General features: G+C 41.2%; 20 protein-coding genes. 16 read left to right on the top strand and 4 right to left on the bottom strand.

Going from position 1 to position 22,070, the window contains the following annotated elements:
- Nucleotides 1-56 precede the first annotated feature (56 nt).
- A complete protein-coding gene (locus tag G608_RS0107945; RefSeq protein ID WP_026495585.1) occupies nucleotides 57-260 on the top strand; it encodes a hypothetical protein in 204 nt (67 codons plus the stop codon).
- Between the two features lie 82 nt (nucleotides 261-342).
- Nucleotides 343-2,079, top strand: coding sequence for a sensor domain-containing diguanylate cyclase (locus tag G608_RS0107940; protein ID WP_026495584.1), 1,737 nt, complete (start codon nucleotides 343-345; stop codon nucleotides 2,077-2,079).
- Nucleotides 2,080-2,108: 29 nt separating this feature from the next.
- On the opposite strand, the gene G608_RS0107935 is transcribed toward G608_RS0107940, so the two are convergent.
- A complete protein-coding gene (locus tag G608_RS0107935; RefSeq protein WP_026495583.1) occupies nucleotides 2,109-3,032 on the bottom strand; it encodes an ArsR/SmtB family transcription factor in 924 nt (307 codons plus the stop codon).
- A gap of 189 nt (nucleotides 3,033-3,221) precedes the next feature.
- Here G608_RS0107935 and G608_RS0107930 point away from each other — a divergent pair, with 189 nt between their 5' ends.
- The 4 genes from G608_RS0107930 (at nucleotide 3,222) to G608_RS0107915 (ending at nucleotide 8,270) form a co-directional block, all read left to right on the top strand.
- Nucleotides 3,222-4,634: a sensor domain-containing diguanylate cyclase gene (locus G608_RS0107930; protein WP_026495582.1), complete on the top strand. Its 1,413-nt coding sequence runs from the start codon at nucleotides 3,222-3,224 to the stop codon at nucleotides 4,632-4,634.
- Between the two features lie 223 nt (nucleotides 4,635-4,857).
- Nucleotides 4,858-5,025, top strand: a complete 168-nt coding sequence (locus G608_RS23200) for a hypothetical protein (RefSeq protein WP_155833245.1) — start codon at nucleotides 4,858-4,860, stop codon at nucleotides 5,023-5,025.
- A gap of 20 nt (nucleotides 5,026-5,045) precedes the next feature.
- Nucleotides 5,046-6,944 (top strand): family 43 glycosylhydrolase, encoded by a 1,899-nt coding sequence (locus tag G608_RS0107920; protein ID WP_026495581.1) that lies wholly within the window; start codon nucleotides 5,046-5,048, stop codon nucleotides 6,942-6,944.
- Between the two features lie 141 nt (nucleotides 6,945-7,085).
- Nucleotides 7,086-8,270, top strand: coding sequence for a hypothetical protein (locus G608_RS0107915; protein ID WP_155833244.1), 1,185 nt, complete (start codon nucleotides 7,086-7,088; stop codon nucleotides 8,268-8,270).
- A gap of 5 nt (nucleotides 8,271-8,275) precedes the next feature.
- Here G608_RS0107915 and G608_RS23870 read toward each other — a convergent pair whose 3' ends face one another.
- Nucleotides 8,276-8,662 carry a hypothetical protein gene (locus tag G608_RS23870; protein WP_242829361.1) on the bottom strand — a complete coding sequence of 129 codons (387 nt, stop codon included), beginning with the start codon at nucleotides 8,660-8,662 and terminating at the stop codon, nucleotides 8,276-8,278.
- On the opposite strand from G608_RS23870, the gene G608_RS24420 reads away from it, so the two are divergent.
- The 5 genes from G608_RS24420 to G608_RS0107880 all read left to right on the top strand — a co-directional run bounded on the left by G608_RS24420 (nucleotide 8,572) and on the right by G608_RS0107880 (nucleotide 13,277).
- Complete coding sequence (locus G608_RS24420; RefSeq protein WP_334291403.1) at nucleotides 8,572-8,793, top strand: helix-turn-helix domain-containing protein; 222 nt, start codon at nucleotides 8,572-8,574, stop codon at nucleotides 8,791-8,793. The two genes, G608_RS23870 and G608_RS24420, sit on opposite strands and share 91 nt — an antisense overlap.
- A gap of 283 nt (nucleotides 8,794-9,076) precedes the next feature.
- Nucleotides 9,077-9,523 (top strand): Hsp20/alpha crystallin family protein, encoded by a 447-nt coding sequence (locus G608_RS0107905; RefSeq protein WP_026495578.1) that lies wholly within the window; start codon nucleotides 9,077-9,079, stop codon nucleotides 9,521-9,523.
- 247 nt (nucleotides 9,524-9,770) lie between these two features.
- Nucleotides 9,771-11,195: an ATP-binding protein gene (locus G608_RS0107900; RefSeq protein WP_026495577.1), complete on the top strand. Its 1,425-nt coding sequence runs from the start codon at nucleotides 9,771-9,773 to the stop codon at nucleotides 11,193-11,195.
- A 28-nt stretch (nucleotides 11,196-11,223) separates the two neighbouring features.
- Entirely contained in the window at nucleotides 11,224-11,379 is a 156-nt protein-coding gene (locus G608_RS22840; RefSeq protein WP_242829357.1) for a hypothetical protein, read from the top strand.
- A gap of 773 nt (nucleotides 11,380-12,152) precedes the next feature.
- Nucleotides 12,153-13,277 (top strand): SLC13 family permease, encoded by a 1,125-nt coding sequence (locus G608_RS0107880; RefSeq protein ID WP_026495576.1) that lies wholly within the window; start codon nucleotides 12,153-12,155, stop codon nucleotides 13,275-13,277.
- An 81-nt stretch (nucleotides 13,278-13,358) separates the two neighbouring features.
- Here G608_RS0107880 and G608_RS0107875 read toward each other — a convergent pair whose 3' ends face one another.
- Both G608_RS0107875 and G608_RS22375 read right to left on the bottom strand, forming a co-directional pair.
- Nucleotides 13,359-13,715 carry a hypothetical protein gene (locus G608_RS0107875; protein WP_026495575.1) on the bottom strand — a complete coding sequence of 119 codons (357 nt, stop codon included), beginning with the start codon at nucleotides 13,713-13,715 and terminating at the stop codon, nucleotides 13,359-13,361.
- 30 nt (nucleotides 13,716-13,745) lie between these two features.
- On the bottom strand, nucleotides 13,746-17,519 hold the full coding sequence (locus tag G608_RS22375; protein WP_081677353.1) for a chemotaxis protein CheB: 3,774 nt from the start codon (nucleotides 17,517-17,519) through the stop codon (nucleotides 13,746-13,748).
- A gap of 94 nt (nucleotides 17,520-17,613) precedes the next feature.
- Between G608_RS22375 and G608_RS0107865 the strand changes: the two genes are divergently transcribed.
- The 5 genes from G608_RS0107865 (at nucleotide 17,614) to G608_RS0107845 (ending at nucleotide 22,069) form a co-directional block, all read left to right on the top strand.
- Nucleotides 17,614-18,798, top strand: coding sequence for a response regulator (locus G608_RS0107865; protein ID WP_026495574.1), 1,185 nt, complete (start codon nucleotides 17,614-17,616; stop codon nucleotides 18,796-18,798).
- A gap of 291 nt (nucleotides 18,799-19,089) precedes the next feature.
- The gene (locus G608_RS20420; RefSeq protein WP_051209010.1) at nucleotides 19,090-19,866 is read left to right on the top strand and encodes an ABC transporter ATP-binding protein; all 777 of its coding nucleotides are present in this window, start codon (nucleotides 19,090-19,092) and stop codon (nucleotides 19,864-19,866) included.
- A 56-nt stretch (nucleotides 19,867-19,922) separates the two neighbouring features.
- On the top strand, nucleotides 19,923-20,327 hold the full coding sequence (locus G608_RS0107855; RefSeq protein WP_026495573.1) for a helix-turn-helix domain-containing protein: 405 nt from the start codon (nucleotides 19,923-19,925) through the stop codon (nucleotides 20,325-20,327).
- A 3-nt stretch (nucleotides 20,328-20,330) separates the two neighbouring features.
- Nucleotides 20,331-21,518, top strand: a complete 1,188-nt coding sequence (locus G608_RS0107850; RefSeq protein WP_026495572.1) for a hypothetical protein — start codon at nucleotides 20,331-20,333, stop codon at nucleotides 21,516-21,518.
- The gene (locus G608_RS0107845) at nucleotides 21,509-22,069 is read left to right on the top strand and encodes a hypothetical protein (protein WP_026495571.1); all 561 of its coding nucleotides are present in this window, start codon (nucleotides 21,509-21,511) and stop codon (nucleotides 22,067-22,069) included. Before G608_RS0107850 ends, G608_RS0107845 begins: the two co-directional genes overlap by 10 nt.
- Nucleotide 22,070 lies beyond the last annotated feature (1 nt).

Genomic DNA, 22,070 nt, shown 5'->3' with positions numbered 1-22,070 from the left:
GAAAAAAGAAAAACAATATTTTCCCCGTAATAAAACAGTGACAAGGAGATTTATATATGAAAAGAAATGAACTTAAAAGAATTTTACCGTTAGCAATAGTGACAGTAATGTGTGTGGCAGTAACCGCCTGCAGTCAGGGTACAGCAAATGCTACTGATAACGAGACCACCGTGATTTCTGAGGATTCTGTGTCAGAAGATACCGAAGCAAAAACTAAAGTGGAAAAGCGTATGGGTAAAGGGTTCATACGCTTTATTTAATAGTAATTTTATAAAATGCACAATCTGGGTTTGGTAAAATGGTAGTATAAATATTTGCTCTATATGCATAGGAGAAGACGTAATGAAACTATTGCAGACATCACTTACTGAAAATTTCACAGATACAATACAAAGTTGGAAAGATGAAGTCAAGGATAGTGGGGCTGCTATTTTTCACGTATATGTTCCATATAATCAGGAAAACATTCCACAAAAACTTAATGAAATAAGAACTATTCTACAGCAGTATACTCCTGAGATTCCTGTTATAGGGTGCAGTGCAACCGGTGAGATAGTTGATGGCAGAATGTTGGACGATGATCCGGTTGTGACACTTATGATTTTTGAGGAGCCTACAACCAGGGTTGAGGTGATGTCATTTACTGAGAAAACAAGGGAAATAGACTACGAGTGGCTTTTTAAATATGCATCCAAAATACCGGATCTCAAAGGCATAGAGGTACTAACTGCTGCTGATTATCAGGAACTTGATATTGCAGGAAGGGCTATTGATCAGCTTCCCGAAATTGTCGAGGTGTTTGGCGCAGTAGCTGTTGGCGATGATAATCATAAGCCATTTATTTTTACTAATGACTTTAGTTGCACCTTGGATAAATCTGCAATAGTTCTTTATAGTGGATCGGAATTACACTTTCAGACGGACAGAATTCTTGGCTGGAAGGCAATAGGATATTCGCTAAAAGTAACAAAAGTTGATGGCGCGGTTGTCTATGAGCTGGATGGAAAGCCGGCATATGATGTTTATAACCATTATCTGCAAATAAAAAAGGACTCGAATTTTTTCTATAATGCGCTGGAATTTCCATGGGAAGTCAGGGTAGATGAAGAGACAGCATATATCCGGCATGCAAAGTCCGTCAATCCTGATGGATCAATTGTAATGTCTTCAGATATTCCTCAGGGAAGTGATATCAGGCTTACTTATGGTGACCCACGGCGCATAATAGAGCATACTAAGCAAACCGGGATAAAAATACTGGATTTTGCTCCACAGGTTGTATACGTGATCAACTGCATGGGACGTAAGCTTTTTTGGGGTGGAGAAGACAAAGTTGAGATTGCTGAGATTTCCAGATATCTTCATACCACCGGTTTTAGTGCCCTGGGTGAGATTATGCGTTATAGGGGGACAACTTTTTTAAACAATCTGTCAATAGTGACAGTAGCAATGCGTGAAGGACCAGCGAAGGATACTTTGAGTCTGGATATTGAAAAAATGGAACAGGTAAGTGATTTGTCAATAATGGCCCGGCTTGCCATTTTCATAAATACTATAACAGATGAACTCATGGAGAAAAATGAACAGCTAAATGAGATGTTGTATAAGGCATCTCATGATGCATTGACAGGATTATATAACCGAGGAGCCATTGAACGCATAATCTATGAAGGTGCAGAAGCAGATGATGAGTGGTATCTGATAATGTTTGATATCGATGATTTCAAGCAGATAAATGATCGGCTTGGCCACGGTGAAGGCGACAAAGTACTGATAATGATAGCAGAAACATTATCCGACTACTTAGGAGCGCTCCGGGATGTATCAGCAGGGCGCTGGGGCGGAGAGGAATTCATGCTATTTGTGAAAGGGTATAAACCTTCGGAAGTGAAAGAAGTGGCGGAAAACATAGCATCCCATGTGAAGAATAATCAATCCACGAAAGGAGCTATCACTATCAGTGTTGGAATAACAGCACATCATAAAGGCGAGGATGTCATACAGACAATCACTCGCGTTGATGAACTTATGTATATGTCAAAGAATAATGGTAAAGATCAGGTGACTTCGGATCTGTGAGCCGGAAGCCCGGATCCTTTTTAACCTCATCATCCCTGCTCTATAGGGCTGTATGCTATCTTAACATTTATGTCCTGGCTGTAATTTCCGAAGGTCTTGCCAAAGATAGTAAGACCGCCCACGTGAGCTGCATCCTCGGGAACAGCGATTTTGAATTTGATGCTGCTCTTGCTGGTAAGCTGGAACTGGTCGATTGTGGTATCAGAGATCTGAAGGCCATCGATGAAGGTTCCGCGGTGGTTGATTACAAGCATTTTCAGAAGACCGTACTGATTCCAGTTGGGGAACCACCAGTCAGGGGTGAAAATGCCCTTTACATCGCCGAAATCGCCGGGTGAAACCCATGTGCCGAGAAATTCATTGTTTAGATAAAAGTGAATGTCTGAGGGCCATACATTGTTAACTCCGGGGGCCTCGCTTGAGAGCTCAGCGGAGATGCATATCTCGTCAATTTTCTGGTTGAAGGGAATGAAGTTGGGAACCACGTATTCCACGTAACCCTTGGTAAACCAGAGTATATCTGCATCGTAGCGATCGGGATGTGAAAAATAACGGGTGTCATCTACCTCTCCAATGAGTCTTGTTGAGGAGGCGAGACCGCAGGTAGGATAGACCTGATAGTCGGAAAACTGGCCAACCTTTATGTCTGCAGTATAGATGTTTTCATCCTTAGTCTCATCCTGAATATCTATAAGAATCTTATCAACGTGCACAGAGCAGATTTTCTGATTACCGTGGCCGTTTGTCTCGTTGCTGACAGTAATCATGCCGCATTCTTCAAGCTTGCGGATATGGCTTGTAAGCGCGCCGTTAGTGATATTGAGGCGGCTGGCAAGCTCGTTCATATTCATGCCGTTATCTTCAAGTAATATCTTAATAATCTCAATTCGTACATCAGATCCAAGAGCCTTAAAAAGCTCCAGGCCTTCTGACAGGGATTTAATGTGAAGCATGATAACTCCTTTACATAAATGTAAAATATTTAACATTAATATAATAACATATAGGGGCTTTTGCGTCCATTACATAATCATATAATGAACGTTTAAGAATTTGTTTATTAACGAAAGAATAGTCGGTTATGATAAACTTATAGTGGTACATGATGTAGATTCTATGTTTTCTTATCTTAGAGGTATTCTATGGGTTTTAGAAAAAAACCTTTGAAAAGAAGCATATTTCTCTTTATTCTCGGATTCATAACCTTACTATGCCTTGTCCTCAGCGTTATGACATATCGCACCTTTAATACTTCCATTTATGAGTCTTATGACAGGCGTATGACGGATATCCTCAATTATGTGTACAGTAATATTGATGTTGAGGATCTGTCTGCATGTGTGGAAACCAGTGTAGAGTCTGAAAAATTTAAAGAGATGATGACTTTCATGGATTCCATAATGGAAGACTTTGAAATCGATTTTCTTTATATTGTGCGCCCTATGATGGATAGGGATCCTATCACTGTTATGAATATTTTCTCTGCCGATACGGCTGAAGGCAGGGCAACAGATCCCGACGGGTATTATTTGGGTCTCATATTAGATGATGTATATGAGGAAAAGGATATCATCACATACAATGATGCGTTACAGAGGGATACAATCTCATATTTTAAGAACTTTTCCACCTGGGGATATGAATATACAGCCACAATGCCGCTTATAAACAGTAAGGGCGAGCATTATGCTCTTCTTTGTGTTGATATTGGTGTTGAGGACGTGGAGAGAGCAATTCAGACCTACACAATTATTAATATTATTCTGATTGTTACGCTAGGTATTCTTTTCATGATCATATTTATCGTGTGGATGAATCACAATGTTACAGAGCCTATCGGTCAGCTTGAAAAGAGCGTGGTTTCCTTTGCCATGAGGAGTCATGAGCAGAAGAATCCGGAGCTTCTTAGCTATGATGATCCGCATATTCACTCCCATAACGAGGTTGAATCTCTGGCTAACGCAGTTAATCAGATGTCAAATGACATGCAGCTCTATGCGAAGAATATTCTCGATGCCGAGGGTCAGGTTCAGGTAATGAGGACCAAGGTAAGCCACATGGATATAGTGGCCTATCAGGATGCACTTACTCACGTTAAAAACAAGGCGTGGTATGACAAGATTGAAGAGCGCATAGACAGCGATATAGCTAAGGGAACAGCCCGGTTTGGCATAGTTATGGTGGATCTTAACTGCCTTAAGCAGATCAATGATACCTACGGTCACGAGCATGGAAATGACTATATCTTCGGCTCCTGCCACCAGATTTGTATTATTTTTGACCATTCACCTGTTTTCAGAATCGGAGGAGACGAGTTTGTCATTCTTTTGGAAAACCGTGATTATGACGACAGGGAAAAGCTTATAAAGGCTCTTAAAGACGCTTTTGCCAAATCTGCAGATGATTCGAAGAGAGAGCCGTGGGATCGCTATTCCGCAGCTATCGGTGTTTCAATATTTGATGCTACAACCGATAAGACGATGAATGACGTATTTAAGCGGGCAGATGAGGCGATGTATAAAGACAAGGTAGCTTCGAAAAAGGTAAGGCAGTGATGTCACGATGGATGCAGGCGGCAGCATAAACGCCAACATAACGGACAAGAGTGCCGTAAAGCCCACATGGGAAACGTGTGCGCATGTATGGGATTTGTCACAGATGGCAACACAACTGAATTGAAATGAGTTTTAAGGAGCTTCACGATGCAGAGGTTCCTTTTTTATTCAATAGCTTCCGGGGGATGATCATGGAGCCTTCCACTCAGCGGAGCTGTGGTATATGTTCGGAACACTTGGCAGATGCTGGAGACCGATGGATAAGCATGACTATGAGCTATCTGATGAGATGATGGATGCCTGGACCACGTTCATGAAGCAAGGTCAATTTGGGGATGATGAATGGAAGAGGTGCATAAAGAGCGAACCTTATTACAGGGTATTTGAGTAGATTTCGGAAGGAGTATAGCAATGAAAAAGTATTTTTGTAACCCGATAAACATCGATTATCACTATCAGTTTATCAAAGACAGTTTTAGAGGTGGAGAGCTTCACATCTCAAGAGAGGCAGCTGACCCCACATTTTTATATTGGAAAGGAAAATATTATATTTTCGCATCCATGAATCTCTCTGTGTGGGTGTCTGAGGATCTTGCGAATTGGAAGAGTGTGAGACTTCCTGATAATCTGCCGCTTAATGACTATGCACCTGATGTGAGGGTGATTGGTGATTATGTTTACTTCAGCGCATCCAAAAGGGGCGAGATATGCAATTTCTACCGCACCAAGGACATAGAGAACGGACCCTATGAAGAAATCACGGGTACTTTTGATTTCTGGGATCCCGATCTTTTCTGGGATGATGATGGGAAGGTTTATCTATACTGGGGCTGCTCAAATATGACTCCCATATGGGGCGTAGAGCTGGATCCCGAGACGATGAAGCCTCTTTCGGACAGAGTGGAGCTTGTCCACGGAAGACCCAGGGAGAATGGCTATGAGAGAGTGGGAGAGGACCACAGTAAGTCTCTGATTGAAGGTGAAGAGCTGGACAGACTTTTTGAGGGCTTTATTAAAAACATGGGTCAAGAGATGCTGGCCAATGCTTCAGATACGGACAAGGCATTTTTCAAGAACATGCTCAGTAATAATCCTTTTATCGAAGGTGCCTACATGAACAAGCATGACGGAAAATACTATCTCCAATATGCAGCAACGGGCGCTGAGTACAATGTTTACTGTGACGGTGTATATGTGTCGGATTCACCCCTGGGACCCTTTGAGCTTGCTGAAAATAATCCTTATTCCTATCAGCCGGGCGGCTTCATGCCGGGGGCAGGCCACGGTTCGACAATGGAGGATGCAAACGGTAATTTCTGGCACACCTCAACAAGTCGCATAAGCCTCAATGATAACATGGAGAGAAGATGTGGCATCTGGCGTGCAGGCTTTGACAAGGACGGAGAGCTTTTCTGTAATACAGGTTACAGTGACTGGCCTCAGTACGTGGATGGAGGAAAGCTTGATCCCTGGCAGGAGCCGGAATGGTACCTGCTTAGCCGCGGCGCGAAGATGACAGCCTCTTCCTACTGCGTAGGCGAGGGAAGCGGCGCCGGCGAAGGAGATACGAAAGTAGCAGTATGGGACAGCATATCAACCGCACCGGACAATGCTCCTTCAAGAGCTGCTGAGGAGGATGACAGAACCTGGTGGAGAGCTGCCGGGAAGGACGCCGGTGAATGGCTTATGATGGACCTTGGCGATGTGAAGGATGTGCGTGGTATTCAGATCAATTTTGCTGATGACCGCGTTGATGCACAGCCGGAAAAAGAGATAACAGGACAGGGTATGGGCGCAAGACAGATAGACGGCAGGACACATCATACCAGATGGATACTGGAAGGTTCTGCTGATGGTGAGACCTATGCTGTTTTGATGGATAAGTCCGATGCGGATACAAACCTTCCTCATGACTTTATAGTTTTGAATGATGGTGAAGGTCAAAAGCTTCGCTATATCAGACTGACTATTCTTGAGACACCTTTTGATCAAAATGCTGCCATATCAGGCCTTCGTGTATTCGGTAAGGGCAATGGAAAAAAGCCCCAGGAAGTGAGCTTTGAAGCGTCGAGACTCGATGACCTTGATATGCGTGTATCCATGCAGGCTCAGGGTGCAGATGGCTACAATATCTGCTGGGGTCATGCTGCTGATAAGCTCTATCACAGCTGCATGTTTTACCCTGCGAAAGGCGCTGACAAGGCTGAGCGCATCATTGGCGCACTCATTTCCGGACAGGATGTATATGTAAGAGTTGATGCATTCAATGAGAACGGCATAACCTGCGGCAAGGTCAGGAAGCTCAAATAATGCGAAGAAGCGACCGAGAAATAACTGACGTTAAAATCTGAATTTGTGGAGGAGGAAATGGAACAGAAGCTGTTTACAGAATTACGGCCTTTATATACGACAAGCAAAGAAAGCCCCAATGAGATCAGGATTAGGATTCGTATGCGTGACCTGATCTATTCAGATGTTCTTCGTCATGCTGTGGATTCCACTATGGAAAGATATCCTTATTTCTGCGTTGAATTGCTGAAAAAGGGTGAGCAATACTTTTTTGCGGAAAACCATCGACCGGTGGTTATTACAAACTCTCTTCACGGGGTGGATCTGAATTCAGAGGATTCCAATTTCCATATGATCGCGTTTTGTTTTCTGGATAACTGGATCATTTTGGATGTATTTCATGGCATGACGGACGGAACAGGCGCGTATGAAGTGCTTCGGACATTGCTGTATTATTACTGTTCTGAGCGGTATCAGGTCAAGTTGAATGACGAGGGCATTCGTCTGGTTGGAGATGTGATCTCAGAAGAAGAGTGGATAGACCCTGTGGTAAACAGGACCGATCTTCCGATTCCTCCTCGCAATGAAATGCCCAACGCTCTGAATCTCATCGCTTCTGCGGGCCTTGAGTATGATCACCGGCACACCGTATACAGTATCTCCATCTCGGAATCCGAATTTATGAGATTCAATCTGGACAATGACGGCAGTCCCGGTACAATGGTTTCTCTGCTCCTAAGCCGAGCCATTGCAAAGCTGTATCCTGATTCCAAAGATCCTGTTCGCATCGCCCTTTGTGTGAACCAGAGAAACGCCCTTCACACGCCACTGGCGCATCAGAGCCTGGTTGGTGGAATAATGCTGGAGTACAAGGACAAAATGCGCGATTGGTCCTTGGAGAGGCAGAGTACCGCATACCGCGGGATGGTTTTTGTCCAGAGCCAGGAGGAGAATGTGCTGATGGGAGTGGCTTCGCAGGCAGGAATTACGCGTATGATCCTATCCAAAGAAAGTGATCCGGAACGACAGGGGGCAGCGGGATATATCAATTCGTTGGCGAGCAGAGTTATTACGGCGACGGTCAGCTATGTGGGTAAGGCAAACTACAAGGAAGCCGAGCAGTACATTCGTGATTTCCGGGTGTGGACTTCTTCTGCGGCAAATGGTCTGACAGTTGAAATATCTGCTGTAAACGGACGATTCACCCTCGACTTTCTACAGACTTTTTCGAGCCCAGTCTTTGTAAATGCATTTCTGAAGGAGGTGGAAGACAACGGAATTGTATACGACCTTCAGGATGTTAATAAGCTGGAGCTTCCGAACATAAAGCTTCCATGGACAGAATAATAAATTCAATTTGTCGGGATAATGTTATAGCAAGTTCTTTCGGAAGTTAAAACTCCGATGTAAGGAGGATCCGCAGATGTAATGACAGACAGATTTCCGGCAAATGTTTTTACAAAACCGCTGCCTGCGAGGTAAGGCATTTCTTTTTCAAATAATTCACCGGCTTCGGGATTTGAAAGAAGCTCATTTAGAGTGGAATCCTCTGAATACTTCTTTTTTTCGAAGGATGCATCCGTAGCATATTCGAAGTGATAGGCTCCTGAGCCATATTCTTCCTCAGCTCTGTCCGGAAGGGAGATTAGTGCGGTGGAAGGAAGAGACAGGAGAGAGTTTTTCTTCTTTTGTGAGAAATATAAGGCTCCAACACGCTGAGTCACTTTTAGTAAATACAAATACTACCATAGCAGATATAAGCAGTATCATAGGGTATGAAAATCCGGAGTCTTTTATACGGTTATTCGAGAAAATATATAATATGTCGCCCTCGAAATATCGAAAAAAGCACAACTGCATAGAAGAATAAGACGGAGTATAATATTTGTTTTTGAAAGGGTTAAATAACTAAAAAAAAAATTAGCACTCTGCTTGACAGAGTGCTAATTTGGTGTTATACCATATATAGAACAAAGGAACAGAGAAGACCGTTAGGACTTATGAATTCCAATGATCCAAAGAGTGGAATCGCCCCCTCACAATGGTCGGCGGCATATCGGTCGCCACATGAGAAACAGCTTTGCTGAGGTGGCTCCCTCCCTCCGTCCCAATGCTCAAAAATAAATGTTTTTGATGCAAAGGAGGAAAAAACTATGTTAGCACCAAGTATTTATGAAGAAAATCTATTTGACAATCTGTTTAATTTCCCTGATTTCAGAGAACTGAATAACATGGAGCGTAAGCTCTATGGAAGACATGCCGACAGGCTGATGAAGACTGATGTTAAGGAAGAGGACAATCAGTATGAAGTAAGCATTGACCTTCCTGGTTTTGCCAAAGAGGATATAAGCCTTGAATTAAATGATGGATATCTTACCATCAGCGCTTCGAAGGACATGAACAATGATAAGAGTGATAAGAAGGGCAGACTAATAAGGCAGGAGCGGTACTCAGGATCCATGCAGCGTAGCTTCTATGTTGGAGAGCAGGTCACAGAAGATGATGTAAAGGCATCCTTCAAACACGGAGTTCTCACGCTGATGATTCCTAAAAAGGAACAGCCTAAGCTTCCTGAAAAGAAGCATATTCAGATAGCATGAAAAGATAAGGCATCTTCTCATAGATAAACTCCTAAATCCAGAACCACTTTCGTTTCAGGAAGTCGGTTCTGGATTTTTTTCATTGATATATATTATTTCTTAATGTCTTCCTTATAGTGGTGGTAAGATCCTTATGCAAAAAATATAAAAGCCTGATTGAAATATAAGTGTCGGCATGTTATATTAATTCAAAGAGATTTTATTAAAAATAATTTGAATAAAAATGATTTGAATTAAGGAGAGCCATATGTTCATTGGACGAGAAAGAGAATTAAAATCGCTAAATGAAGTATATTCCAAAGCGGGCTTCGGAATGACCATTATATATGGAAGACGAAGAGTAGGAAAATCGTACCTTATTACAGAGTTCATAAAAGATAAGAAGGCCATATTCTACACAGCAACAAAGGTGGGTTCAGAAAGGAACTTAGAGCTTTTTTCAAAACAAGTCCTGGACGTTCTTAATCCTGAATATAGTGATGCAACCTTTCCATCAATTGAGAGCGTACTTGATATTCTGACAAAAAAGCTTAGCGAATCTGATGAAAAGATCATACTTGTAATAGATGAGCTTCCATACTGGGCTGAGAAGGATGACGCACTTTTATCAATCCTTCAGAAGTACATTGATACAAAATGGCTTGATAAGAATCTGATGCTGATACTTTGCGGATCGGCGCTTAGCTTTATGGAGAAAAAGGTCCTTAGTGAAAAGAGTCCTGTTTTTGGAAGGCGAGATGAACAGATTAAGCTTGAAGCATTTAATTACAGAGATTCAGCGCTATTTGTTCCGGATTACTCACCGGAAGACAAGGCTATATGCTACGGCGTAACAGGAGGAGTTGCAAAGTATCTGTCACTCTTTGATCCTAAAAAGAGCCTTGATGATAATATCAAGCGTCTATTCTTTAATACAAACGGATATCTTTTTGAAGAAACAAAGAATCTTCTTACCCAGGAATTTGCTGATGTAACTCTTGTAAATAACGTTATAGAACAGGTAGCATCAGGAGAAAATGCCCTTAATATCATTGCATCCAAAGTAAAGGAAAAGGATCCGACAGTTCTCTATTCCCTTGAAAAGCTGATAGATGTAGGTCTTGTAGAGAAGAAAAAATGCATCACAGAGGAAAAGAACAAGAAAAAGACTCAGTATGTACTAAAGGATCATATGTTTAAGTTCTGGTATGAGTTTATCCCCAAGGCCATAAGCGTAATAGAGATGGGGCAGGGAGAACTCTACTATGAAAAGGCTGTAAAGCCAAAACTCCATGAATTCATGGGAAGCGTTTTTGAAGAAATGTGCAGATATTACACATTGGAGCAGGGAATCCAGGGAGCATTTGGATCATTCTTAACTGAGACCGGAACCTGGTGGGGCGTAGAACAGCTTCAGGATGCGGAAGATAAGTGGTATCAGCAGGCAACGGACATAGACGTTGTTGGCATTTCCACAATAGATAAGACTGCTGTTATCGGTGAATGCAAGTTTAAGAATGAAAAGATCGATAAGGGGATATATGAAACCCTGGTCGGAAGAGCAAGACTCATTTCCGGTAAATACAATATTACAAAATATTTGCTGTTTTCACTTAGCGGATTTACAGACTGGTTTAATGATATAGATAAGACAAATCTTGTTCTTATCACAGTTGATGATATGTATAAGTAACATTTGCACCTGCCATTTTTTAGGAGGGATGGGAGAGAAATACCTAAAGCGCTATAAGAAATACTTCCGTGCTCCTGACGTAATGGAGTTTGATATGCAGCATGAACAGTGGCTTTTTGGTGGTGAAGAGTATGCCGTGCCTGTCCTTAAGGCTATTGATGAGTTTATGGAGTCCAAAGTATGAATATATCGGTATTTATCCCGAGGATTCAGTTCCTCGGGATTTTTTTGGCGGAGTGCAGCTAGGGCATAAATAAGAGTAAGAACTCTTCCTACGGGGATGGAGTGGGAAAACACTATTCATCCCCGTAGGAGAGGCAGGAAATGCGGTTCGGATTACGGGGATGAGGTAGGAAAGCTCTATTCATCCCCGTAGGAAAGGCAGGAAATGCGGCTCAGATTACGGGGATAGAGTATGAAAGCTCTATTCATCCCCGTAGGAAAGGCAGGAAATGCGGCTCAGATTACGGGGATAAGGCAGGAAAGCTCTATTTATCCCCGTAAAGAAGACAGCGAGCAAGTAGCGCAAATGAATTAAATGTTTATAAAACCCGACCCAAAATCATCACTTTGCATTTATGAGAATTTATAGAAATTTAAGATTTTGTCAAACCTCTGAAAAGATTAGATATTATAATGGGGACAACGAATATGTGTTACATTACAGATTTTAATATTAGTAACAGATAAGACAGAAATAACAGATTTGGCAGATTATGTAAAACAGGAAGCAGTCAATTCGAGTGTAATTAGCGTTGCCAGACAAAGAGGCGTGTAAATGGTTTCATTTGAGCAGCGTAATAGAACTTTGCGGAAAAGTTATGTTTGTGATACTACTTATTCCCAGTTTCGGGTATAATGCTGTAATATGGTGTGAGCCATCTATTTGGATTTTCATGGCCATAGAGCTTATCTGGGCCTGGAATTCCAATGATTATATCAAAGGGGATAGTAGTAATGAAAAAAATAATAAGCAAGTTAAAATCTGATCCTGTCCTTGCGGCAGCATGGCTTCTCGCCGTGATTTCAGCTTTTTTCGTGCACCCGGGAAAAGATTATCTCGGTTATATAGATTTCAGGTCGCTGGGCATACTATGGGGACTGATGATCGTGGTCCAGGGTTTCAGGGAGAACTCCATTTTTGAAAAAATAGGAGAAATTCTTCTCAAAAAGGTTTCAAAAGGATGGCAGGTAGCGGTAATCCTCATCCTCATGTGTTTCTTCGGAAGCATGCTTATCACAAATGATGTGGCGCTGATCACCTTGGTGCCCTTCGCACTTATGACACTTCACAACTGCAAAAGAGAAGATATGATGATCCCTGTGGTAGTGTTGCAGACCGTGGCAGCCAACCTTGGAAGTATGCTTACACCCATCGGAAACCCTCAGAATCTCTATCTGTACGGAGTTACAGGCATGAGCATGGCGCAGTTCATCGGATGTATGCTGCCGTATTCGATACTGGCGCTGGTTCTTCTTATGATATCCGTGCTGTTCATTCCAGGAAAAAAGGAAGGTCTTGGTGACAGGACAGACACTTACCACATAGTAAAAAGCTTCGGAAGCACCGGGCAGGTGGTCATATACTCCATCCTGTTTGTAGTTGCACTTCTTACGGTACTTAGAATAATTCCATGGCAGATCATGGCGGGTATCATCCTGATTACCGTGGCAATCCTTGATGGAAAAATTCTGCTGAGAGCAGACTACATCCTGCTTCTTACCTTTATAGGATTCTTCATTTTTACAGGAAACATAGGAAAAATCCCTCAGATCCGCGATATTCTGCAGAATCTTGTTCAGGGAAAAGAATTCATAACATCTGTTATAACAAGCCAGTTTATCAGTAATGTGCCTGCGACATTGCTTCTTACGGATTTTGCAGGAGACTACAAAGAGCTTCTTGCAGGTGTAAATGTAGGAGGTCTTGGAACTCTTATCGCATCAATGGCCAGCCTGATTTCTTTTAAGGCATATACCAATGATTACAAAGAAAAAACAGGCAAATATCTGCTGACCTTCACTCTTGTGAACATCGCATATCTGGCTGTTTTCATAGTGGTTCATATATTTGTACGTTAAAATCGGAAAAAATGCCTGTCACTTATACATATCACAAGTTCTGTAAAGGTGACAGGCTTTTTATAACTAACAGAAAATAAATCATTCTAAATGTAAGGCTTTGACTAAAGAGTCTCTGAGCTTTTGTGCTGCCTCAAGGTCGCTTTCCAGCGTTGGACGTATTTCTTCGTAGCGCAGATCATCTGTAAGTTCGCACATAGCTTTGAAAAGCGGCGTCAACGAGAGATCGACACAGGAGCCTTTCATTCTGTGAGATATGACAAAGGCATCCCTGTATTGTTTTTTCTCAATTAATTTACACATATCATTCCAATCATTATTTGATACAAAAGCATCAACAAGACTGAGGTAGAAGACTTCGTCGCCAAGCATCCTTTTTATTGCTGATTCTGAATCTGCTCCCCATAAGTTAAGTGCTTCAATTTGCTTATTGTCCATACAATATCTCCGAGAAAAATGCGTAAAGTGTCAGGCCTTATCGAGCTGCTTCTGGATAGCCTTGGCAAGGCTTGCAAACAGTCTGTTTTGGTCAATTGGCTTTTCCAGTATCAGATCGATACCTGCATTATGGCAGCGGCTTTCTACATCGTTAGCCATATCTGCAGTAAGCGCAAAGATTGGAATAACAGCTGCATCAGGCGTAGAAAGGCTTCGAATCTCTTTTGCCGCATCAAGCCCCGTCTTGACAGGCATCATAAGATCCATTAAAAGGGCCTGATAATGGTAAGGATCACGTCCTTTGAACATATCAATGGCTTCCTGTCCATCTCTGGCTACTTCTGTATGAATTCCCTTTGTTTTTAACAGTTTAATAATGACTTCCGCATTTATTGTGTTATCTTCAGCAAGAAGAATGGTTTTTCCATAGAGAATCTGATCCTCGTATTCTTCAGATTGATGCGTATGCAGTGATATCTGCTCATCTGTTGCGAGAGGATATGTAAGAACTATGGTAAACTCGGTTCCCACGCCTACGTGACTAGTGCAGGAGATGGTTCCACCCATGAGTTCTACGAGATTTTTGCATATGTAAAGACCGAGTCCTGTCCCTTCCTGGTATGGATCATCTGTACCACGATACTGTTCGAAGGGCATAAACATACGCTGTTGGAAATCATCACTTATTCCGATACCTGTGTCTCTGATAGTGTATGTATGAACAGAAGATGTATCAGTATAGGTTACATTTGTTGTAAAGATTATCCTGCCGCCTTTTGGAGTAAATTTAATACTATTTGAAAGAAGGTTCAGGATGGATCTCTCCACATGCTTGGTGTCCATAAGGACATAACGATCCTTTGAACCGTTTATCTTATATTCAAAATTAAGGCCTGCTTCACGAGCTTGCTCGGCTGTCATAGTTGAAATTGAAGTTATAAGATTTTCCTCGCGGACAGCCGAACTTATGGAAACTATTTTTCCTGCGTTAATCTTGCTTGTCTCCAGAATTTCCTCGATAAGTGTCAAAAGATATTGGCTTGAAGTCATAATCTTATCAAGATTATCCTTAAGTGCAGGTGTTATGGAATCCTCCTGAAGTGAAAGCTGTGTAAGTCCAAAGATAGCAGTGAGAGGAGTTCTCATATCGTGAGACATCTGTGAAAGGAAGGTCTCTTTTTCGCGACTTGATTTTACCGCAGCGCGAAGGGCTTTACCCATTTCATCAATCTGCTCCTGATCATCGATTTGCTTGGTAGTATCAACAAAAGTAAGAACCAGTCCTTTGAGTGCCCGTTTTTTATCGTTGGGTGAGATACCGGATTCTTCAGTTCCATTGATTTCGTGGTAAGGTGCAATGCGGATAAGATAGGTTTTTCCTGCAACGGATGCACATCGTTGTTCTACTGGTTCCATGGTATTAAGAACTACACGACATAGTTCAAGAAGATCTATTGTGGTAAAGTTAAAGCCAATGTAGCGAAGTGATCTACCTACATCCTGATCTGCAATACTGAATTCGGATGAGATGTATTCCGTATATTTTCTTATGTTCAGATCCTTGTCCACCATAAGTATTCCAACAAGGGTGGAGGACAAAAAGTTCGAGATATCGTTGTTTGCAACGGCTAGCTCTGTAACCTTGGTTTGATATTCGGAATTTACAGTATATAATTCTTCATTAACTGACTGAAGCTCTTCGTTACTTGACTGAAGTTCTTCGTTAGCGGTAAGAAGCTCCTCGTTGGCGGCCTGGAGCTCGGCGTTAGTTGATTCCAGCTCTGTTACGGTCTGGCGCAGCGAGTTTTTAGTTGCCTTTAGTTCCTGTTCGAGATCTGATATACGCTGGGATGCCGCAAAATCAACCTTATATTTCTGCATATCGATATTTGCAAGTTCGCGTCTGCGTATAAATGAAACTGCAGTAAAATCTGTTTTATCACCATGATTATCCGAGATAGGATATGCAACAATTGAAACAAATTCTGCTTTACCATCAATTTCAACAGGAATATCTGAGTATGCTTTGCGTTCGCCAGTAATTCTGGCTTCTTTAAGTGCAGTTGAGAGCGCAATTTTAATATCAGCCCTGATGAGCTGGAAAATATCCAAAGTAACTTGGCCTGTAGGAAGTGAGATGAGCCTTGAACAGTCACCATAACTTCTTACAAGCTCGTTCTTTTCATTAACAAGAACAGTCGCGGGCATAAGCGCTTCAAGAACAGAGGTGTCGAGCTCGTGCGCCTTGTAACTGGTGGTATCTTCATCGTCAATTCCAGAAACATTGATGGGCTCAATAGGGGTTTCGATATTGCTCATTGAATAGGCAAATTGCTCGTGAACGGGTGCATTCCCCTCTGCATAGTGTATGAAAATCTTTTCATCAGCGCACACAACACGGAATACATCCGCATAGTCTATAACTGATTCTGAACGACCAAGGAACAGATATCCCCTGTCGGAAAGAGCCATGTGAAAAATAGCAAAAAGATTCCGTTGCAGAACAGCCTGGAAATATATAAGTACGTTTCTGCAGCAGATTAAATCCAGTTTTCCGAAAGGAGGATCCTGGAATACGTTGTGTTGGGCAAAGATGATCATCTTTCTTATGTCATGATGAATTACATATTTGTTCCCTTTTCGTGTAAAAAATTTGGAGAGTCTTGCGACAGACACATCCTCAATTATGTTGTTTCCGTAAATTCCGCGGACAGCAGTGCTTATTGAGTCAGGATCAAGGTCTGTTGCAAATATCTTTACGCTTCTGTGTGTTGAAAGCTCTTCCATGGCTTCGGCAAACAGAATAGCAATAGAGTAGGCTTCTTCACCTGTTGAGCAGCCGGCAACCCAGACGCGCAGTTCATCGTCGGAATGAGAGCTTGTGATCAACTTTTTGATGACATTCTCTTTTAATACTTCGAAGTAGTCAGGGTCACGAAAAAATGATGTGACACCAATCAGAACCTCCTTCGCAAGGATTTTTGCTTCCTCCGGGTTTGTAGTCATGTAGTTGACGTATTCCCGAAGGTTACGATTATGTGTTACTACAAGTCTTCTTTCTATTCTTCGAAGGATGGTTGTCTGCTTATAGTAAGCGTAGTTTATATTGGTGACATTTTTTAATATTGAAAAAACCTTGGAGAGAAGGTCATCATCGGTGACGCCTAGCTGTGTTTCCGCGTCTACCACAGATTTGGCAATATGCGCAAGTTCTCTGGCAATGGAATCCGGTTTTAACATAAGGTCCACAAAACCTGTACTTATTGCATTTCTTGGCATGCCATCGAACTTGGCAGACTCAGGGCTTTGAACAATAATCATACCATTTTGTTCTTTGATGGCCCTGATACCATTTGTTCCGTCAGAACCTGTTCCTGAAAGAATGACAGCAACGGAACGGTTTTCATAGGCATTGGCAAGAGAGCGGAAGAAGATGTCGATAGGGTGGCTTATCTCCTGGGGGTTTTGCTCCTTGAGACTCAAGACATTGTTATGGATTACTACGTTGTATTTGGGCGGAATCATATATATGTGGTTTCTTTCGACCTGCATTCCGTCCTCTATTTCCTTTATAGGCATTGAATTATATTTTCCAAGTATGTCAACAAGCATACTTTTGTGATTGGGAGCCAGATGCTGGATTATAACAAAAGCCATGCCGGTATTGGATGGAAGAAAAGTCAGAAATTGCTGAAGAGCTTCAAGTCCACCGGCTGAAGCTCCAATTCCTACTACACAGTGCGGTTGAATATTGACAGAAATCTCCTGAGTGTTATACATATAGTGCCTTTCTATGCTCAGCATAATAATTTTATATTTAATTCACTCATTTTTATTAGAATATATGATATTATTATCTCAAGTTTTCAGAAATTTTTCCATAGAAAAGAGAAAAACGATGGACGATATTGATGATAAGAAGCTAATTGACAAACTTATTGATACAGAACATAAGTTAAAAACTAGCAATTCCTTAATTGAGCAGATGAGCAGAAGTGTCAGAGGACCACTGTATTCTATCATTGAGTTTTCAAATTTGGCAAAAGAGAGTGGTTATGATGAAGTAGCCACAAAACATTACCTGGATCAGATAAACCGTGCAAGCCATTTGATGAATGCATCTATTGATGATGTTATGGCAATGCGTCAAATTACGTTGAACCATGTAAGATTGCATCCGGAATTTGTTGATATGGATGCATTACTGGATTCATTGAAAAAGGATGTTGCTAATTTTTTAAGTCCGGTGGGAATAGAGCTTGTCATAGAGAAAAAGAAGCTTAAGAACTGTTACATCAGTACAGATTATTTAATTCTTTTTCGTATTCTCCGTAAGATGATAAGAGTGGTTACAGAGATGATGTCCAATAAGGGTGTTGTTAATCTGGAAGTAGAAAATGTAGGCAACGTCAACAATTATATTGATATAAGTTTTAAAGCCTATGGGGAAGATACAACAATTACAAGCAGTAAGCTGCAGGCTTTAAGGGATGAGTTTGAAGCTGTTGAATATGATACGTATTCCTTTTTGGAAACTATGGATCCAACTATTACTATCATTAGATATTATGCGCATGAATTGGGAGCGGACACTATTAAAGCCACCTCTGATCCTGAAGAGGGAGCAAGTATACAGTTAACGATCCGTTTCTCTATGGTATCGGCTGGAGAGTATGCTGCTTTGATTAATCGCAACTTCGACTTTTCACATAAAAGAATTCTTGTTGCAGATGATGATGAGATCAATCTTGAGATTGTAGACAGGCTTCTTAGACAGAAAGGCGCGGAAGTAGTTACGGTACGTGATGGCAGGGAGGCGCTACATACATACAGGACGGAACATGGTAAATTTGATATTATACTGCTTGATATTGTAATGCCTGATATAGACGGATTATCCGTAGCAAGACAGATAAGAGAGAATACAACAATTCCTTCATCCAGGAGTATTCCAATCATAGCTATGACAGTTAATGCTTTCCACGAAGATTACGAACAGAGCATCAGGGCCGGGATGAATGCTCACCTTGTAAAGCCGATTGAATCCAGAAGGCTGTATAACACAATTGTCGAGTATATTTAAGGTTGAGAGCTCAACCTGAGCTTTTAGCCCAATTACATGATATTACAAAGACCTGACACAAGTTTTGTGATATGAATCCCCTAAAGTAGAGAATGGAAATAACCATGGAAAATTGAGGCAAAAAATTGCATTTCACCCTATGAAAAGTGTAACTCACCGCAGTTACGCTTTTTTTATGTCTCAAATGCGATAATATCAATTTCGTAAGAAAGAACTACAGTAGCAACAAACACTTTTTGGAAGAAAAAGGATACCTGATTAGGATAATAAATCAGAGGAAAGAGGTACAGTATGAACAAAGCAATTGAAGTAAGAAATCTGCAGAAAAGTTACGGTGATCTTACTGCCGTAAACAATATTTCATTTTCTGTAAATCAGGGTGAGTTATTTGCTTTTCTGGGTGAAAACGGTGCAGGTAAATCAACGACAATAAACATGCTTAGCACAATCCTTCCCAAAACATCGGGAGAAGCCTTCGTGATGGGGCATGAGCTCGGAAAAAATGATGATGAAATAAGAAAAGAGATTGGAATCGTTTTTCAGAATTCCGTTTTGGACAGCAAGCTTACAGTAAAACAGAATCTGCTCACAAGAGGCGCATATTACGGATACAGTAAGGATGAAATAATGAATAGGCTAAGGGACTTCTGGGAGGAGTTTAACTTGGAAGAAATCTGGAATCAAAAGTACGAGAAGCTTTCAGGAGGACAGAGAAGGCGAATAGATATTGCAAGAGCACTGATACATAAGCCGGGAATCCTGTTTTTGGATGAGCCCACCACAGGCCTTGACCCGATGTCACGAAAAATGGTTTGGGATTATATAAATCATCTGCTGAAAAAGAAAGTTCTGATGAAACGGAAACATCTGAAATCGAGCCTGCTGTGGCTGATTTGGGAGCGCCTGCTCTTTTGCTTAACAGGGACAGCAGAATTGAATGGGATGAAGAGAACAGGCCATTCATCTATCATTACTACAGCTATCTTACCCTTGAAAAGGAATATGCGGCTTGACAATAGTACCCTAATTGGGTACTATTTTTATATAGATATCCAATATGGTTACTAATATAATAATACTATCCAATGTGGATACAAGTTTAAACGAACTGATGAGGCAATAATATGGCTGTAACAATAAAAGAATTAAGAGAAAATACCGGTCTTACACAAAAGGCTTTTGCTGCTAAGTTTGGCATTCCTGTGAGTACACTGAGAAAATGGGAACAGGGTGAATCCAGACCTGCTCCATATATCATGAATATGATATCAATGCTCTTACCAATGCCGGAAAAGTATTCAGAAATCATTCAGACAGCAAGTGGCGATAGATATTTCTATGATAAGAGTGCTAACAGTATTAGCGATTCTCTTGGTAACACGATACAAATAGGAGTTTCTCTCGAAGGGGTCAAGAGAGAGAATCTCCGCTTGTATGTTAAAGACATGTTTGATTCTTTTTATGATGTACGTGGGAGATTCGAGCAGGATTGCGAATATGACAAGAACGAAGATATTATATGGAGTTAATAAGTGAAAAAAATTGGTAACGAATACTATCTTATGCACAAAAACATACCGGTATGTCTGATGGAGATTTCTGAGGATGGCAAACTTGGGAATTATAAGAAAAATGAAGCACAAATAGATCATTTTCCATTGGGCGGCAGGCTGAATGACATGCGATTCCATGAATGGTGGAAAGACCGTGCTATTCCCAAGACCAGAAATGGTGCTAAATCTGCGCTTCAAAAGCTGGGATATGAATCTACTAATAGTGCATTAGTGGATAATCTTGCGCTCAGCCTGTCAGATTGTTACTGGATAAAGCCACGTGGTGAAGATCTGTCGTGGGAAGAGGTAAACCTGTTCACAAATGACTTTGTGGATACCTTTGGAGAACTAACGATAAACAAGGATCATGTTATAGATCTTCGCAGGAAAACACGGTTCAAATGTGCAGCGTCTCAAGGAGAATTGCAAAAGAAATGGTGCATTGATGATGCCGGACGCAGATATATGGTCAAAGGAAACTATGGTAGTTCTTATCAGCAGAGTTTAAATGAGATTTTTGCAACTGACCTTCATCGCAAGCAAGGCTTTAGCAATTATACAGAATATATTCTTTCTACCGTTGATGTGGAGGGAGGGATAGAAGGTATCGGATGCATGTCTTATGATTTTTGCAGCGAAAATCTGGAGTGCATAAGCGCCTGGGAGCTACTGCAAACAATAAAAATCAAGCAGAATGAATCCCTATACTATCCACTCAAAAAGGTATGTATAAGTATTGGAATCAGTGATGAAGAGTTCACCCGGTTTATGGACTATGAGATTATGACAGATTATCTTATATCCAATACGGACAGGCACATGAACAATATTTCAGTCGTTCGTAACCCGGACACCTTGGAATTCATGGGATTTGCCCCGATTTACGATTCCGGAAATTCCATGTTTTACAATATTCCATATACTGAGCTTGAGCATGTAAAGTTGTCTTCAATAAAAACGCACTCCTTTATAGCAATGGAAAGCAAATTACTGTCATATGTTCAGGACAGGCAGGCTGTTGATTTGGAGAAAGCCTGCATGAATTTTGATATATATGAAAAAGATATGTTTGAACGGCAAATAAGAATACCTCAGCTAAAAAGACTATATGAGCACAAACTCATGAAACTGGAGGCTTTCCAAAGGGGCAAAGACATATGGAAATGATGAGAATATTAAGATTTTTAAAGTTTTTACCGGTCATCGTATACAGCTATGTATGGTACTACTGTCAGAGCAGGATATCATATGAGGTATCCTCTTACCCGGATTGGTTCACATCGGTGATTCTTTTATCGCTCATACTATCTGTCATAGTAGTCATTTGGCATCTTATATTGTGTATCATAGGAAAACATACAGGCAGCGAAACTACTATTTATTCAATAGTAATGAAGCTTGTTCCAATCTATGCCTGTGTAGAAATGTGCGTGTTAATGGCGATTGGACTCATCATACCGATATATGGGTGGATGGCGAGTGCTATCGTATACGCATATCTTTTTTCAATAATGCTGATGACAGGTACAATTCAGATAGGCACCATAATATGTCTCCTTAGAGAGAAAAGAATATCTATAGTTGGAGCTGTGATCATGGGCATTCTAAGTTATTTTATCGTTTTGGATATTCCGGTCTCAATCTACTTATGTGTAGCGGCAAGAAGACATAGGACAAGGAATGTGGAAAACACGGCTGGAATTGTAGGGGAGATATAAC

The organism is Butyrivibrio sp. WCD3002, from assembly GCF_000424265.1.
GTDB lineage: Bacteria > Bacillota > Clostridia > Lachnospirales > Lachnospiraceae > Butyrivibrio.
Note: the sequence above shows the minus strand (reverse complement) of the source record. Positions and strands in the feature narration are given on the sequence as shown.